The organism is Hyphomicrobium sp. 01T421 (assembly GCF_056398805.1).
In genome coordinates this window covers 1-14757 of the sequence record NZ_JBFTQC010000003.1, presented here as the reverse complement: position 1 = coordinate 14757, position 14757 = coordinate 1, and the positions used below count along the sequence as shown (strand labels likewise).

Annotated in this window: 16 protein-coding genes; 12 read left to right on the top strand and 4 right to left on the bottom strand. The window is 55.9% G+C overall.

The annotated features are described in order from the left end of the window. The first annotated feature begins 1241 nt into the window (after positions 1-1241). Positions 1242-1841 (top strand): hypothetical protein, encoded by a 600-nt coding sequence (locus tag AC1DK3_RS17010; protein WP_477193449.1) that lies wholly within the window; start codon positions 1242-1244, stop codon positions 1839-1841. 202 nt (positions 1842-2043) lie between these two features. Here AC1DK3_RS17010 and AC1DK3_RS17005 read toward each other — a convergent pair whose 3' ends face one another. The 3 genes from AC1DK3_RS17005 to AC1DK3_RS16995 form a co-directional block, all read right to left on the bottom strand. Further along, the gene (locus AC1DK3_RS17005; protein ID WP_477193448.1) at positions 2044-2232 is read right to left on the bottom strand and encodes a hypothetical protein; all 189 of its coding nucleotides are present in this window, start codon (positions 2230-2232) and stop codon (positions 2044-2046) included. 211 nt (positions 2233-2443) lie between these two features. Then, complete coding sequence (locus AC1DK3_RS17000) at positions 2444-3049, bottom strand: hypothetical protein (protein WP_477193447.1); 606 nt, start codon at positions 3047-3049, stop codon at positions 2444-2446. Positions 3050-3063: 14 nt separating this feature from the next. Beyond that, positions 3064-3348: a hypothetical protein gene (locus AC1DK3_RS16995; RefSeq protein WP_477193446.1), complete on the bottom strand. Its 285-nt coding sequence runs from the start codon at positions 3346-3348 to the stop codon at positions 3064-3066. 742 nt (positions 3349-4090) lie between these two features. Here AC1DK3_RS16995 and AC1DK3_RS16990 point away from each other — a divergent pair. After that, positions 4091-4918: a hypothetical protein gene (locus AC1DK3_RS16990; protein ID WP_477193445.1), complete on the top strand. Its 828-nt coding sequence runs from the start codon at positions 4091-4093 to the stop codon at positions 4916-4918. Between the two features lie 254 nt (positions 4919-5172). On the opposite strand, the gene AC1DK3_RS16985 is transcribed toward AC1DK3_RS16990, so the two are convergent. Continuing rightward, positions 5173-5823 carry an SOS response-associated peptidase gene (locus AC1DK3_RS16985; protein WP_477193444.1) on the bottom strand — a complete coding sequence of 217 codons (651 nt, stop codon included), beginning with the start codon at positions 5821-5823 and terminating at the stop codon, positions 5173-5175. Positions 5824-5932: 109 nt separating this feature from the next. On the opposite strand from AC1DK3_RS16985, the gene AC1DK3_RS16980 reads away from it, so the two are divergent. The 10 genes from AC1DK3_RS16980 to AC1DK3_RS16935 all read left to right on the top strand — a co-directional run bounded on the left by AC1DK3_RS16980 (position 5933) and on the right by AC1DK3_RS16935 (position 14032). Continuing rightward, positions 5933-6220 (top strand): hypothetical protein, encoded by a 288-nt coding sequence (locus AC1DK3_RS16980; protein ID WP_477193443.1) that lies wholly within the window; start codon positions 5933-5935, stop codon positions 6218-6220. A 283-nt stretch (positions 6221-6503) separates the two neighbouring features. Then, entirely contained in the window at positions 6504-6866 is a 363-nt protein-coding gene (locus AC1DK3_RS16975; RefSeq protein WP_477193442.1) for a PAS domain-containing protein, read from the top strand. Next, a complete protein-coding gene (locus AC1DK3_RS16970) occupies positions 6818-7420 on the top strand; it encodes a GGDEF domain-containing protein (protein ID WP_477193441.1) in 603 nt (200 codons plus the stop codon). The genes AC1DK3_RS16975 and AC1DK3_RS16970 overlap by 49 nt, the downstream gene beginning before the upstream one ends. 1065 nt (positions 7421-8485) lie before the next feature. Further along, positions 8486-8743 (top strand): hypothetical protein, encoded by a 258-nt coding sequence (locus AC1DK3_RS16965; RefSeq protein ID WP_477193440.1) that lies wholly within the window; start codon positions 8486-8488, stop codon positions 8741-8743. A 466-nt stretch (positions 8744-9209) separates the two neighbouring features. Beyond that, positions 9210-9908 carry a phosphatase PAP2 family protein gene (locus AC1DK3_RS16960; protein WP_477193439.1) on the top strand — a complete coding sequence of 233 codons (699 nt, stop codon included), beginning with the start codon at positions 9210-9212 and terminating at the stop codon, positions 9906-9908. 498 nt (positions 9909-10406) lie between these two features. Beyond that, entirely contained in the window at positions 10407-11234 is an 828-nt protein-coding gene (ku, locus tag AC1DK3_RS16955; RefSeq protein ID WP_477193438.1) for a non-homologous end joining protein Ku, read from the top strand. 12 nt (positions 11235-11246) lie between these two features. After that, a complete protein-coding gene (locus AC1DK3_RS16950; RefSeq protein WP_477193437.1) occupies positions 11247-11624 on the top strand; it encodes a hypothetical protein in 378 nt (125 codons plus the stop codon). A gap of 1004 nt (positions 11625-12628) precedes the next feature. Next, complete coding sequence (locus tag AC1DK3_RS16945; RefSeq protein ID WP_477193436.1) at positions 12629-13084, top strand: hypothetical protein; 456 nt, start codon at positions 12629-12631, stop codon at positions 13082-13084. A gap of 108 nt (positions 13085-13192) precedes the next feature. After that, positions 13193-13333 carry a hypothetical protein gene (locus AC1DK3_RS16940; protein ID WP_477193435.1) on the top strand — a complete coding sequence of 47 codons (141 nt, stop codon included), beginning with the start codon at positions 13193-13195 and terminating at the stop codon, positions 13331-13333. Positions 13334-13402: 69 nt separating this feature from the next. Continuing rightward, positions 13403-14032: an ATP-dependent DNA ligase gene (locus AC1DK3_RS16935; protein WP_477193434.1), complete on the top strand. Its 630-nt coding sequence runs from the start codon at positions 13403-13405 to the stop codon at positions 14030-14032. Positions 14033-14757 lie beyond the last annotated feature (725 nt).

Below are 14757 nucleotides of genomic sequence, written 5' to 3'. Positions count from 1 at the left end.
CGAAGCGGTTCGCCGTTTCGACGACGATCGTCCGACTTCCATTCGAGGATGATCCACCGAACAGCCAGTCATCGCTGAGCAGAAAATCGAAGTCCGACGATCGAAAACGCCCATCGGCGAATGGCTTCATGAGGCCAAGTTCGACGGATGGCGGGTCCACGTCGATGTGTTAATACCAGCCTCCCGTCGCACTATTCCGCCAAGCAGGCTCCATGGCCGAGGTCAGGCTGATCCTCATCCTCTATTCCGCTGCCCGCATCGGCCCCGGAAGGCCGGCTTTGCTCGAAAGCATCCAGTCCACCAGCGCGATCTCTGCGGCCGCGCGATTAGAAAGGGCATGGAAAAAAAAGCCGGATGATGGGTGTAGAAATTATAACAATCCCGTTCGACGCCTCCATCGTAACGATATGAAACTGCTGCTCGAATGCTCTCAACAATTCGCTAGGTAATTTCGTTACATGGAAGATCGAACACGCGACATGGGCATCGACTGGTGAAACTAATTGGCAACCGATTGAAATATATGCAATTTATCCTTTAACAATTGGGTCAGTGTTGATCATCCTTGTCGTGGCAAAGAGCCCCGGGAGACGTCGGGATTCTCGCGAGACTGGAAATGGCTCACGTGGGAGCGTTGGTCTCGGCGACCCGGTGGAAGGAAGCTATTCGAGGACGTGGAAGCATTCTAATTTTCATCCCTGCAAAAGGCTGCAACCTCGCCTGCTCGCAGTCGCATAGGGACGCTCTCGAAGCCGACCCGACTTTCGTTCTGACACCACGTGTAAGAGATTGATCTTCAATCACCGGAACACCGCGCGAACTGTCAGAATCAACATTGATTGGCTGGGCTTCAGATTTGTAATCAGGGGGTCGTAGGTTCAAATCCTACAGCCGGCACCAATGAAATCAGATATTTAACGACTCCGTTCATGTTGCTGGAAGTGGCTCGGGTGCGATCCGGGTGCGATAAAATTTACAGCATTCATTCGCGCCACCAAGGTTTCAGTCAGTCTACGATTACTTCCGGCGCGATATTCACAATTCAATTGGGAATGGAGGATCGCCGACCAGACGCCAGATCAAAAAATTGAGCTAGGCTCGTCAAGGGGGTGACCATGGCGAATCTCGACAAGATCGAACGCACCGATGGGATGGTCGCGGCTACGCCTTGCCCGTTTTGAAACGAAGCGCCGCCATGACCGACTTTTTGAACCAGCAGTGCTTGGACCGAGCTGAACACCTTGTCTTGGCCGGTGCCGGTAATCATTCTCGCGATCATCTTCCGCAATACGGTAGTCGAGATGGCGTGCGGGCTGGTCAACCTCAGCCAACGAGCGACGAAGGTTGCTGGCGTCGAGCTTCAGCAACAAGTGGTCGAAACCGCATCGCAGGATGTTCCGCTCTCCGCGGTGCTCGATGGCGACAACGATCTCGCGAACTGGACTGCTCCGCTCGATCGAGAACTGGCATCCCGGAATTTTCCTGGGCCTGAACTCAAGACCCGGCTTATAGGCGCGTGGGCATTTACAAATCGAGTCCGAACGTTCGACGGAATTATGCGCACGATATTCGACAGCCAGGTCGAAGCCCTAAAGAAGCTGTCCAACGAGCCAATTACGAAGAAGGGATTCCAGCAATACTATCAAACTCACGTCGAACGCGTGACGGCCGCGGGTCTTGCTGAACGGATTGGCGATATCGACAACTGGATCAGATTCCTGCAAGGCGAGAACCTGATGGCAAAGGACAATCCCGGTTCTTATTTTCGGATCACTGATCGTGGTCGAGCATTTTTAACACACGTCGCAGCCACGCCGGCGATCACCGTTTCGCCATTTTAAATGAGAAGGGCCTGCCAGCTTTCGCCGACGGGCCGCTTCTTTTTCAGTGGGCGACTATCGCGATCATGAGGCCGCAGAGCCCGAGGACAGCGATGCTGGCGTCCCCGCAGGCACTGGGCTTCTCAGCCTCACGCCGGGGCAGTGAGATCGTCGGTCTCGACATGGATTGCCGATAGTTGGCTTCAGCGGCGAGAGTTCGACGTCACTTGCGTTTCTGGCAGGTGTGGGTGGCGTCATCCCAGTGCATTTTCTTCATGCCTGTGCATTCCACTTGCGAATAGATGTGCGGCGCGTTCGCGGGTTTTTTTGATTTCTCCTTCGCCACGGTCGGAGCAGCGAATACGACCAGCATGGTAGCTGTACCGGCGGCCATCAACAGTTTACCCAGCATGAAAACTCCTCCAAATCGCAAGTGTCATGGTACTTCGTGCCAAGGCTCAAGATACCCGTGGTTTGGCCTCTGGGCATCTAGGCTTTCTCGCATCCGCGTTCGGTCAGCCTTGCATCGCCGCATGAATTCGCAGGGCCGTCCTTTTAATGGACGGCAAAACGAAAAGCACCGGCGTCTAGCGCCGGTGCCAATGAACGTCTTTGCTTACACTCTACAGACCACGTTCGCGCTGTGAACGGATTTGATCGGCTGTGTAGGGGGTCGCGTCGTCAAAGCCGTTCCATCCTGCACGACGATAGTCGCTGGCCCGGCTGCGCGTATCCACGGCGTATTGATTGAGAATCTCTTCAACCCGCGTTGCGCTTCCTTGCGGCGCTCTAACCGTAAGAAGCACGCCGCCGCGGCGCAGACCTTCGGCATAAACATGCGCGTCTTCTTCGGGAACACCGCTCTCGACGAGGGCCCCGATAAGAGACCCGGCGGCGCCGCCCGCCAACGCGCCAAGCGCAGTGGTGGCCAGCCACCCAGCCGCTACCACGGGCCCGACGCCCGGAATGGCCATGACGCCGAGGCCCGTAAGAAGTCCAATGGCTCCGCCGGCGGCCGCGCCGAGGCCTCCACCAGTGCCGGCTCCTTCAGCGCGATCGTCAACGCCATCGTTATCTCGGTCCAGCACACGAGACTTGTCACTGAAGTAGTCGTCGCCATTATTGGCGACCATGCTGATGTCTTTCTCCGGGATTCCACCAGCAACGAGAGCGTCGAGCGCCCGGCGCGCAGAAGGAAAATCGTCGAACATTCGAGATACTGTCGGCATGTTGAATTCCTTATTTAGTTCGCAAAAACGTTGCCCTGGAAATCAAGGCTGACGCTCACCGTTTTGCCGTCCTTCTCGGCGCGGCCCCGCCAGATGCCGGTGTTATCTTTTTTCAAATCACTGACGTTCGAAAAACCCTTCTCCTCGAAACGCCATTTGGCCTGGCCTTCAGTGAAGCTATTGGCGCCCTCGACGGGCATCGCCGGTTGCGGAGTGGTTGTGGTATTAACCGCATTGTTACCGGGGGTTTTTGATGAGTTCTGTGTCTCATCGGCGGATGCCGGAATTGCCAAGAGCATTGTCGCGGCAACGGTTAGAATTAATGTCCTCATGAATCCTCCTGTAATCCTCCTGTTTTCTTTCTGCGGAGAACGAGCCGCTTGAGCCAAAGTTCAATGAGCGGAAAAAAGTTCAATGAGCGGGGAAAATTCCTGGTCGCCTCATGCTGCAGTGCATGTTGCCTCTGGCTTCACGAGAGCGCGCGACGTCCGGCTATTGGAACAATTGGCGGCTAGCAGACATTCAATCTGCATCAACAATGGAGAATTGTCATGCCTGTCTTACTCTGGGCCCTCGGAGTTCCGCTCACGATCGTCCTTGCTCTAATGCTGTTCGGGGTCGTTCACTTCTGAGCCGAGTATGCAAAATGCAAACGGGTGCCTGAAACTTGGCACCCGCTTTTCGCGTAAAAGAAAGGGCCGTTGCCAATGTGTTTCAGGTCGCGACGGTAAGCTGGAGACAATCAGCGAGAGCCACGGGATGTGCGCTGAGGCTCTTCAAGGCACATTAGTGTGCTTTCCCGCGCAGAAGCTGGTCGCGTCCGAACGACATTCCAGTAGAATTCAGCCCCGGATATTCGCGTTTTAACCGTGGCCATGGACGTCATTAACCTCCATGGCTAACGCCGCGGCTCTCCTGTTCACCTTAGAACTCGCCTCAGGTGTGCAGCCAGGATGGCGCCAATAGAATTGCGTAGTAGACTGGGTGAGCCGAGATCAGCCTGTCTAGCCTTGAGATTAGTCACTGGGTAGGATCCGTGTGATGCTGGAATGCAGTCAGCATCCGCTCACAAAGTCGCAGCGGTGCGCCGCTCTGGCATGGGCCGGTCTTGCGGCTCTCGCTGTGGGGCTCGTCTCGGCCTCCGCCGAGGAAACCGGCAAAGCGCAGAGGGAGGCGAAGCCGGTCGAAGCGAATCCGGTCGCTGCAACTGCGCCGCCAGCAATGACGCTTGAGACCTTTCTCGACCGCCTCATGATGGCGGAGTCGGGTGGCCAGGATGCTGCACGAAATCCACGTTCCACTGCCGTCGGTCCATTTCAATTCATCGAGCAAGCGTTTCTCGACGTCGTCCGCCGGCACTTCGCTGAAGAGACGATGTCTCTCTCGACCATGGCGCTGCTGAAACTGCGCGAAGACCGGCCGTTCGCCCGCCGCGCCGCTGAGGCGTACACGAAGGACAATGCCGCACACCTTGCGAGAGAAGGCCTGCCGACAAGCTTCAACAACCTCCGCCTCGCGTACCTCGCGGGGGCAACCGGCGCCGTGCGCCTGTTGCGTGCGCCGCCCCAAACGAAGGTCTCAACGCTGCTCAGCTCCGCTGCTATTTCCGCCAATCCCTTCATGGCGCAAATGAGCGCAGAAGAGCTCATTGCCAAGTGCGCGCGGGACCTCAATGTCGATCCGAGCAGCAGGGCCGGTATTGCCGCGAGCAACTCGACTGCCAGTGGCGTGGATCGCCCCAAGATTGAGATCAAGTGCAATCAGAAGCTGCCGTCCTGCCGACGCTGGGTCGCGCTCCGCTTGGCGCCACCCGACCGCAACCTCGCGCGAAGCCAGCGCCGGCACGCGGTCCACTCGGCGCAGGAATGATGCAATGACAGTTTCGCGATCACGGTAACGTCCGACAAGTAGGGTCAAGAGAGCCATCGACGTGCGGCGTCCAGCGTGTCGCAGTGGCGTCAACTATCCCCGCCACCAAAGTAAGGATGAGACCGATCAAACCTGATAACAAGGATATCGTCGAACGGAATTGACAAAGAGCCACAAACCTTGAGGGGGTACATGGGTGCGCTAGACCTAAATGTCACGGATGTCGATCGACGCCAGGCCCTCGTCTTCGCCCATCAAGCCGCCAGCAGGTCTTTCTTTTCAAATCTCGACTGCACGATACGCATTGCCCCGGCATCATAGCTCCGCGCGAGCGCGAAGGCCTCAGTCGGTGACCCCGAGAGCCAAGTCTCGAAATCGGCTTCCTCTGAAAGCAGCACCGGCATCCGTTCGTGGTTGATCGAGTCCGTGAGGGCATTCGGCGCCGTCGTCATGAAGCTGTAGACGTCCAGCTCGACATTCGGCGCGTCCTTCTTCACCGGCCCGTTCCACCGCTGCCAGATCCCGGGAAAGGCGAATAGGCGGCGATCCTCGTCGCCATTGACGGCGAACCAATGCCACTTCGCGGGCGTGCCGCTATCGGGCTCGCAGTAGCTCGACGCGGGCACCAGACAGCGACGTTGCACGAACGAGGGCTTCCAGAACCGGCTCGATAGGATCTTGTCATCGCGGACGTTGGTGACACGGCGCGGCGCCTTGCCCGGCTGCAGCAGCACGAAGCCCCAGCTCATCGTCACCAGCTCGCGCTCGCCGTCGTCGGCTTTGCGGATGACGCTGCCGTTCCAACCCGGAAAAATCGCGGGCTGCGGCTCGATCGCGGTCGCGCGGTTGTGCGCCACGCGGAAGAGCCGCCGGATGGCTTCGACGTTACGGGTTTGAGAATACAAGTTGCACATAATTGGAGATGTAGCGGCGGCGCGGATTGATCGCAAGGCGATGGCCGGGTTAGACCGTGGCGGGGAATTTAGGGAACGGCAGCGCCGATAGGAGCTGACCGTGAAAATCTATCTCGACGAAACCGACGCGCCGAACCCGGCCGATCGTGAAGTCGCGGAGCGCATCATCACCGAGATCATCTCGAACGACGTGATCACGAAGGGCTCTTTTTGCGTTGAGGGCACAGCGCCGCCCGGCGAATCGCGAAGGCACTCACAGCGGCACGCATCGACGAAACGACGTCTAGGCTTCGAGACCCCCATGCCGATGCGTGAGCTGATCCCAGCGCCAGGGGCTCCAGCCGTGATGGCAAAATGGCCGACACTGCGTCCCTCTATCATTGGCTGACCGTCGACGGCGTGCGGTTTCAAAGTTACCGCGTGGACGTGCATCGCTCGCCCCTGATCTCAAACGCTTAAAGCACTCAACCCTCAGCGGACCAAATTACTTATCAGTATTGCTGCATTTGCACTTGGATGCGTAGCCGCGGCCCTTCTCTGCGCTAAGCTCGACGATGCCGTTTTGATCCTGCCGCCGCTGTGCATTATGGCGACGCTTCTCATATGCCTTTCAGCGAGGCGGCTGTCATAGCCGCCGAAAGCGAACCGAGGCAATGCTATAGGCGAAACGAATGCCGCGTTCTGCCCAACCTCTCTCAGGTTTCGCCGCCGCCGTTTTGAACGCGCTTACATCAAATATTTGCGTCATAGATCGGGACGGGATCATCATTGCAGTCAATCAAGCATCGCTAAAATTTAGCGAGGAAAATTCCGGCGGCGCGCGCAGGTCCGATATTGGAACAAACTATCTCGAAATTTGCCGGACTGCTACGGGGAACGGATCGGAAGGAGCATCCGAGTTCGCCCGTGGGCTGGAATTGGTTCTTGCCAGAACGACCGAAAAATTTGAGTTGGAATATCCCTGCGATTCGCCAACCGAGCGCAGATGGTTCTTGGCGCGCGCTACACCGTGGAGCATGAGCAGGGTGGCGTAGTCATTCACGCCAACGTCACTGATCGCAAACAACTTGTTTTCGATCTCGCGAAGTTAGCCGCCACCGATCCTCTCACTGGCGTGCCTAACCGCAGATACTTTGTGGATGTTGCCGCTGCCGAGCTGGAACGCACCAAACGATTTGGCACATCGACATCGGTCTTGATGATTGATCTCGATCATTTCAAGTCGGTCAACGACACTTACGGGCACGCAACTGGCGACGAGGCGCTTCGCTCTGCTGCGAAGGCTTGTAAATCCGCAGTGAGAAAAGCTGATCTCCTTGCGCGCATGGGTGGAGAAGAATTCGCGGCCTTACTCCCAGGCACAGATATGCCATCTGCCCTGGCGGTTGCCGAAAAGCTGCGCCGCGCTGTCGCTTCAACCGCGGTTTGCGTCGAGCAAAATACCTGTCGGCTCACAACAAGCGTCGGCGTGTCTCAGGTGTCACCGGACGATAAGACGATTGAAGAAGCGTTGAGCCGCGCCGACGGCGCCCTGTACCGCGCCAAGCGCTCAGGAAGAAATTGCGTAATTGCAGAGGACACTGAATGATGAGGACAATGCGCTGGATAAGCTGGCGCTGTCCCGACCCTCATGCAACGCCGCGGCCTGACGATGGAGGTGGCGCGCAGTTTGGAGCGCTATCTACTTGGAGAAATAGACCTATTCCGCTAACGCTGGCCCGCGCTGAGGTGCCGGAGTGTTTTCGCGACGGTGTAATTGCTGAGCCTAGTCTCATCAAACTGCCGCGCCCGATAAAGGGAAAGAAGGGCGTCGGCCATAACATCTGTCAGGGTATCGAGATCGGCATCGGTAAGTGCAGCCTCGCTTTGCAAGGCTTCGCAGGCCCTCTCGTAAGCCGTGCGAACAAGCGCAAGACCGCTCGATCCAAGCCATTCGCAATCGCAAAAAATTCGAGACAAAAAACCTCGTTGAGCCAATAATGTAATGGAGATAGCCGATCAAAAAGCGGCTGCCATATAACCGGCCGACGAATATATCGTTTATTTTAAAGTTTCATGACAGACGTTAGCTCGCTTAAGCCGCTAGCGACAACTTAAATATCGATGCAATTAGATCGTATTTGGAAATGACAAAGGGACCGGGTGGCCCTTTTTTTACTGGCTCTGAAAGGTGATATCGGTGCCGCCCTCGCCACATCCCGCTGTTTCCACAGCTCTGATTCTCGAAAAAACGCTCCGGCGACGTCTAAACCTGTTCCGCCCACCTTCACAGTGCCCTGTGTTAATCCTTGTTTCGGTGGAACGTCGAGAGAATATTTTCAGCCACCCTCGTGATCAAGCCCGCTCGCATGTCGCGGTCGGTTTTGCCTGCCAAGTAGCCGAGCACCCCGTCACAGATCTCTGAAGAGAGGCCTTCCCGTCCCGACGGTTGGAAAAGAGGCAGCTCGTCGAGCTCGTCATCCTCATCGTCGATTACGACATAACGGTTGCAATCCGCATGCGCGGCGAGCCAGCGAAGGATCTCCGTGCGTCGCGGTTCATCCGGTCGTCAGCGAGGCTTGGCTGCGCGGTCGATCCATTAAATCGATAAGCGGCCGCAACTCCCGAGACGGTCGCGATGTTGTGTCGAGATCCGAACAAAAGGATCAAATCAATGTTTAAAGTGATTATCTTAGCGGCTTCTATGATCGCAATCGGTTCTCTCGCGGCATCTGCGCGGGACAAAGCGAAAGAGTGGTGTACCAACGCGCACATGCAGCAAATGAATTCCGAGATTGGCAAGATGACTGACGCGGCAAAGAAAAAAGAAGCCAAAAATCATCTCGCCATGTCAAATGCCGCCATGAAGGCCAAGGACATGGATGGATGCGTCAAGCATATGGAAGAAGCCCACCAGGCGATGGGCCTCTGAAGCACGTTCGACCTAAGCGGCCGTCTGGACCATTATCGTTTTACGACGATGGCGTTCAGCTAACATATCTCTTCGCCCGCGCCAGACATCCTCGGAGAGGAAGCCTTGAAGTTCATTACTCGGTTCATTCCTGCACTCGCAGTGCTGACCGCTTGCGGCCTGGCTACACTGTTCTTTCTGACTAGCGTAGCGGCGTCTGCTAGCGACAAGCTCACGGCTGCGTGCGAGGCAGACTACGCAGCCTATTGCGGTCCCTATAAGGTCACGTCCCCGCCAAGTGCGCGTCTGAGAGCATGTATGCAATCGCATCGTCGTCAGCTGCGGGAGAAGTGCCTCCGAGCTTTGTAAAATGCAGGTTATTGAGCGAGCCTCCATTGACCGCTGAGCGTTGAAGGTCCCGCCCATCCGTCCAAGCTAAGGTGCCAGATCTTGGATTAAAATCATTTAGACCTTGCGAGGCAAGGACGTGAATGCTGTTGACGCCCAAGTGATGCGCGTACTTGGACAATACGCTCATCGATCTGAAATCGCCGACCGATTCATCATCGGCTTTCTAGGTTTGGGCAGCATCAAGCTGCTGCCAATCGTGGCCATGGTGTGGGCCCTGTGGTTCCGCAAGCATGGAAGAGAACTATACCGATCCGATATTGCCGCAGGGTTGGTTGGTGTGATTGCAGCATTCGTGATCGGCCGATTTCTGCAGGATTTTCTACCGGAGCGACCGCGCCCCCTCTTTTCGGGAGCTCATGATTTCGTTCTTCCGTTTTACGTTGACGACCGTGCCCTTGCAAAATGGAGTTCACTTCCAAGTGATCACGCGGTCATCAGCTTTGCGCTCGCAACCATTATCTTCTTGATCTCTCGTCCTCTCGGCCTTGTTTGCTACTTCTGGTCATTCTTCGTGGTCTGTCTGCCAAGGGTCTACGGCGGGCTTCACTACGCAAGCGACATCCTCGCGGGAGCGTTGATCGGGGTCTCGGCTGCGGTTGTTTCTGTCAAAGCCTTTTCTGAGTGGCCCTGGCTAGTTCAACGACTGCTCGCAATGGAGATGAATTATCCAAGCGCATTCTACGGCTCCGCATTTGTTTTCTCGTATCAGATGGTCACCCTCTTCGACGACTTTCGCAAATCCGCTCATGCAGTGGGCACACTGTTCCTTTGGTAAAGGATACCGAGCGCAGAAGACGGAGCGCTCAGCGGCACACCTAAAACCTGGAGAAGTTCTCACACTCGGTCCTTGTTTTAGGCTCGCTGTAACGGCGATGATTTAAGCAATCGCTTCTGGGCCCTGAAGCCACGCCCCCTAGCACATTTGTAGAAGCTCGAACCGGTCGCGGTTCGCAAACCTCTAAAAAAAACTGTAGCGATCCGACTACGTTGACTAGGCAGCGCGGTTCGAGAACTTTCTCTCGTTCAATTACCGGGACTATCAATGCGAGCGCGCAGAATCCTTCAAACCGGGGCATTTAACCCGGACGATGTAAATCGCCTCCAATACTCCTTTAAAGCTGCTGCGTTACCCCGCGATCGAAGGCTTACGCGCTTGGTTAGCTTGGTTTGTCATTTCGGCCCACATGGTTTGGTATACGGGCGCTCCCCAATTAATACCTAAGCTGAATTGGTTTCATCACCTCGGGTATTATTCAGTTCTTGAGTATTGCGTATGCCGAAACGTGCACGGGCCTACTGGAAGGGCCACCTTCGACTCTCGCTGGTGAGCATTCCCGTTGAAATCTACAACGCCTTTGAATCACAAAACGAAATTTCCTTCCGCCAAATCCACAAGCCCTCGGGGCGGCGGATCAGCCTTGAAAGGGTCGTTCCTGGGGTCGGGAAAGTGGAAAACAGCGACATCGTCAAAGGCTACGAGATCGAGCCCGACACTTACGTCACGTTGGAGCCGGCGGAGATTGAAGCCCTTAGGCTTGATAGCAAGAAGACAATCGATCTGGTTCAGTTCGTCAACGCCGACGATATCGACACTCGCTATTACGAACGCCCTTACTTCATAGCCCCGGCCGATGAACTGGCGGGTGAAGGCTACGTCGTCATCCGCGACGCGCTGCGCAAAACCAACAAAGTCGGTTTGGGACAAGTCACCATCGGCGGACGTGAATGGTTGATCGCCGTCTCCCCCGTGCGCGATGGCGACGGATTGGTGATGGCGATGCTCCGTTACGCGGACGAGCTGCGCGACCCGAAAGATTTCTTCGACGAGGTTCCGACAGAGAAGCCGCAGAAGGACATGGTCGATCTCGCGGTTCAACTCATTACCCAGAAGTCCGCGGCATTTCACCCTGAAAAGTTCGTCAATCATTACCAGGAAGCGCTGCGCGAGCTCGTCAAAGACAAGCTCAAAGGGAAGAAGATCATCGCAGCGCCGGAAGGGCCAAAAGCTGGCGGCAATGTCGTCGACCTGATGGAAGCGCTTCGGAAAAGCGTGGCGAGCAAAGCCAAGCCAAAAGCCAAATCCGGCAAGAAGTCTGCGTAGAGGAGGCGCTGCATGCACCGCGAGTTTGAAGAACTGGGCCTGACGATCGGGGGCGCTAATTACGGTCACTTCACCGGAGAAGTTCAGTTCGACGAGACCGGCGCGCCCGTCATCATCGACATCGAAACATCAAATTTCGGTGGCTCGCCTTTAAGGCTCGATATTGAGGAGTTGGTCCGCGAGCGGATCGCCCTGCGGCGCAAATTGGGCAGCGGATTTTTAGAAAGCGGCACGCGGTTCGCGAACACGCGCGTAAGTGGCTGCTGTTTCAGGGCCTATCTGAAAGCATCGAATCAAGGTTCAAAGACGACATCATCGATTATCTCGCAGATGTTCGGAGTGATCGAGGCGCGGCCTGGAATGCCGCGTAAGAAGGAAGAGGGGCGCTGAAAGCTTTTCGCGATCGACAAGCAGTCCTCGAATCGATCTATGGGTACGCGCGCGTCTCGGATGTTGACTATCTTTATGACGAAGCCCTGCGCGACCTTATGAAGAAGAGGGGCCAACCCGTCACTTTTCATGAGGCCTTGCGACAGAGCACTACGTTGATCGCGGCCAATGATCCAGTCGACAAGTCACGTTCAAAGGTCAAGCGCTCGCCGAAGAAGCCGCGCGGATAAAATTCACTGTAACTTTCATTTTTCCTGAAATCGTTGGCCATCATCCCGGAAAACCTTATCCAAACGATCAGTAGTCGGCTTTTCGGATTGAAGCGTGACGTTGCAATAATTGCAGTTCACGGACGCAAGTCTCCCCAGAACTGGGGATACCAAACCCACCTTCTACACCGTAGATGTCATGCATACGGCGAAGCGCGGGGCGCGTGGGTCGGGTTGGATTGCGTAGAGCATGTCGCTCTTCAAGCATCTTTCCCGACCCACTTCCTGCGCGCGGAAAGGGCTCCATGTTGATTGTGATCGTGCCCGCGGTTACGACCGCGTTCTCTATTTTCTGCTTGCTGACCTTCGCTGTTTTAGAGCGCAGGCGCCCTTGCCGGTACGCTCTCGCCGCTTTCCGTTCTCCGAAAGAATACCGACGCGACCAGCGGACCGACAAGGCTGCTCCAAACGGCGCGGTGCAAAAGCTCGCAACGCAAATCCAGGATTCAAAACGAAGAGCATTAGGCAACGCGCAGCCGTGCTACCGGCCGCATCCGGTTTGGATGCTTCGCCCATCAAGACGCCAGCAAGTCCTTCTTTTGAAATCCAGACTGAACGATTCGCATTGAGGTCGGGTCATAGCTCCGCGCGAGCGCGAAGGCCTCGGTCGGCACATGCTGAGGAACGGCAACCCTAGTATCGATAAGCAAGTCGAAGCGATCGGCGTATCCAGGCGGCCATCTATTTCTGCCAATTCGAAATATTCTGGGCGACTCGCCATGGCCCCGACAATTGGTGCAAGTCGCAAAAACCGCCCAAAATAGCGAACGCCCCTTACTATTTTGCCATGGCGCGGACGGCAGTTCAGAGACTATTTCGAATTGGCACGCTTCGGAAGTACTTGGTGTTTTCGTTACCCATATCTGTTCAGGAACCATATTCAGCGAACGAAGTAATACTTTTTCAAACCTCAGAGTTTTTGCGATTGTTCTCGTATCTCCGGTTACGCCCATGGGCGAAATCTTCGAAACAAGGCACGATCTCGATCAGGAAAGTCGCGAATTGCTGAGCGAGGCCTATACGCGAGCATGCCGAGATCTTCAGCAGAGTGCCTCAGATCGCAATCAGAAATGGCTGCAAAGCACGCTCGTAGAGGCATTGATAGATCTTTACCGCGCGGGCCAACGCGATCCCAATCAGCTTGCTCGTTACGCATCGTTCTGCGCCAAGTTTAAGGGGCTAGATATCTAAGTCATTCGGAACGCTTGGGCGCTTGTGCGCATTGCTCCATCGAACCACCGAAGGAGATGCGAGATGGCGGTCAACAAACCCACTGGGGACAACGCGAGGAAGGGTGCAGTGCGAAAACGCTCGCAGTTGCAAACCAAAATCGAAGGCGAAGATACCTGGACCAAGCGCAGCAAAGAGACTGGACAGTTTATGGACCAGAAGAAGGCGCCAGCCGAAACGCCCTACAAGGGCGTCCGCAAAGAGAAATGAACCGCCGCACGTCGCTCTTTCGGCCGCGCGGCCGCTGTTATATTCATTGGCACTTCTTGCTTATCCGCTATGCTGCGTAAAATCCCTTTCATACCCCCGATGCTGCCGACGCCGGCGAAAACGCCCCCAGTCGGCCCTGAATGGCTGCACGAGGCCAAGCTCGATGGTTTCCGCGCCCAAGTGCACATCGAGAACGGCTCGGCCGCCCTATACAGCCGCAACGGTTCAGACCTGACGAAACGGTTCCGCGCGCTCCGTAGCACGATAGAAGCCATCCCGGTGAAGTCCGCGATCATCGACTGCGAGCTCGTCGCGTGCGGAACGGACGGCTTGCCCTGCTTCAAGACGCTGATGGAGCTTCGCAACAACCCCCCCGCCCTTTATCTTTGGTGTTTCGACCTGCTGTTTTTCGACGGCGACCGAATAACTCCGATGCTGCTGACCCAGCGCAAGGACATCCTGAACGACATCGTGTCCCAGGCGGACGACGAACGCTTGCAGTTGTCAGGGGAATTCGCGGGCCCGGCACGGCTGCTTGCCGCCGGCGAGCAACTCAAGCTCGAAGGCATCGTCTCGAAGCGGCGCGATTCCCCTTATCGGTCCGGAAGGACGCGCGACTGGCTGAAGATCAAGACCGCGAGTTGGCGGGCGGCAAACCGGGATCGGTGGGAGATGTTTCAAAAGCGATGTGCCACCTAACAGGGGATACCCAAAAGGTATCCCTTTGACCAAAGACTAAGGAGAATTAACATGATTGCTAAGATAATTAGTGGCACAGTTTGTGCTGGGCTTGTGTTTGCAGCTGCAGGCCCGGTAACATCCGCTGAGAACACCTAAGACGAAGGCAGAATGCAAGAAGATGTCGGATATGAAGTGGGATGCGACGACGAATACATGTGTAAAGAAGTAAGATTCTAGTTGGCTTATTTGGAGGCGTGAGCGAAGGGCGTTTGCCGCGGTCTATCGCTTCCAAACGGTTCGCTCCTATTCGAAAACGTCCGCTGCGATGTTGTGCCCTGTCTCGCCGAAGAAGCATGTGGACATGATCCTATTCGGTATTCACCGACGACCGTGGATGAATTTGAAAGAAAAAAATGCGACGCATTTTTACTGGCTCCATTTTTACTGGCTACAYTGTTCTTTCCAACTAGCGTAGCGGTGTCTGCTAGCGACAARCTCACGGCTGCGTGCGAGGCAGAYTAYGCWGCCTATTGCAGTCCCTATAAGGTCACGTCACCGCCRAGTGCGCGTCTGAGAGCATGTGTGCATCGTCGTCAGCTGCGTGAGAAGTGCCTCAGAGCTTTGCAAAATGCGGGTTATTGAGCGACCCTCAATTGACCGCTGATCAAGATGAGGGTCCCGCCAACCCGTCCAAGCTAAGGTGCCAGATCTCGCCCGCACGCTTGGTGACAATTGGTGACAAT